Source organism: Leptospira brenneri (genome assembly GCF_002812125.1).
Lineage (GTDB): Bacteria > Spirochaetota > Leptospiria > Leptospirales > Leptospiraceae > Leptospira_A > Leptospira_A brenneri.
Window position 1 is genome coordinate 1 of record NZ_NPDQ01000023.1, and the last position, 1,602, is coordinate 1,602.

General features: G+C 42.1%; 2 protein-coding genes and 1 pseudogene. All 3 read left to right on the forward strand.

The features are described 5' to 3' along the window. Positions 1-423 (forward strand): hypothetical protein (locus tag CH361_RS19485; RefSeq protein WP_244279966.1); only part of this gene is annotated, 423 nt, incomplete at its 5' end. Beyond that, the gene (atpB, locus tag CH361_RS19490; protein ID WP_425268697.1) at positions 392-1,471 is read left to right on the forward strand and encodes a F0F1 ATP synthase subunit A; all 1,080 of its coding nucleotides are present in this window, start codon (positions 392-394) and stop codon (positions 1,469-1,471) included. The genes CH361_RS19485 and atpB, both read left to right, overlap by 32 nt. Positions 1,472-1,519: 48 nt before the next feature. Next, a pseudogene (locus tag CH361_RS19495) lies at positions 1,520-1,602 on the forward strand (ATP synthase F0 subunit C); the annotation flags it as partial.

The following is a 1,602-nucleotide window of genomic DNA, read 5'->3' on the forward strand; positions in this document are numbered from 1 at the left end:
TTCCTACTTGCCCCCGCATCCCCACCTCACAAACTGCAACCAATGGATCTAAATACAATCAACCTAAAACGATTCCATCTACATTACTTCAGCTATTTACTTTTTATATTCATTCTAAGTCTTCCGCTAACTGCTGGTTTGGTGGAAGAAGGATATCGGATGATTTTCTATTTTGGTGGAGCTATGTCCTTTGCAATACAAATGGCGATTTTACAGCTCAGGTTCCTTCCTAGAAAAATTCCGGCTTTGGCGGAGTCGGGTTTTCCCTTTTTTACCGTATTTCTCTCATTTTTTCTAAATTTGGGCATTTTGACTGCTTTGCAGGTCTTAGATTACCCTTTTGAGGCAACTTCTGGATTTTTAATTGCCTATTTCGTCCACCTTCTTTTCCTTGTATTTGCGAGCTATTTCAGTGGAAAATAAGTCTAAGTATCGGTTTTTTTTATCTTTTTTATTAGTTTTTTCCCTTAGTTTTACGAATGTTTTTGCGAACGATTCGGAAGGGCACGGCTCTGAAGAGGGCTTCGATTTCAGCGAAGTCATGGCGCACCACTTAGGTGATGCCCCCATTTTCCCACTCAACTTTGGTGGCACGGTCGTTACAGAAGGGCAACCTGGGTTCGATGCCGAAAATCACGATGTTTTCGTGAACCATGATGGAGTGAAATACCACTACGTCGGTGGACTTGACCTTCACATTACCAAACGAGTGACCATGATGTGGATTGCTTGTTTTTTTATGTTCATCGTTTTTATCCCTGCAGCGAATTTGATCTCTAGAAATCCTAAAAAGGTTCATAACAAGTTTACATCAGGGGTAGAGGCTTTTGTTTCCTACTTAAAAGAAAATGTCGTGGATGCTTCCCTTGACCATCACGGCCATTCTTATTACCACTATATCTTCTCTTTGTTTTTCTTTATTCTTTTCTGTAACCTTTTTGGTCTCGTTCCATCCGTGGGTGAACTCACAGTAGCTGCTTCTGACGCACTCGTGGCTGTTGGACTTTTCGAACACACCCCACACTCTCTTCACACCTTCGGAGAGATTTGGTCAGGAATCACTCCAACAGGTGACATCAGTGTCACTCTTTCTCTTGCATCCATTACATTACTGACAATCTACGGAACCGCTTTCTCTTACCAAGGAATCTCCTTCGTAGCACACGCGGTTCCTAAGGGAGTGCCACTTCCACTCTGGCCACTCATGTGGGTTTTAGAGTTTATCGTAACACATATTGCGCGTTCATTCGCGTTAACAATGAGGTTACTTGCCAACATGACAGCAGGACACGTTATGATCCTTGCGCTACTTGGTTTTATCTTTATGAGCGAAAGTTGGCTCATCGCGCCGGTGTCTGTTCTCAGTTCCGTGCTTATTTACTTTTTAGAACTACTTGTAGCTTTTTTACAAGCGTTCATTTTCTCTCTGCTCACAACCGTGTTCATCGGAACTGTGATGCATAGACATTAACATTGGTTTTATTTATATTATAAAACACACAGGAGTGAAACGAAAACAATGGAATTCGGTTTAGGATACATCGCAGTAGGACTCGCAGCAGGACTTGCATTACTTGGTGCAGGAATCGGTATTGGTAGAAT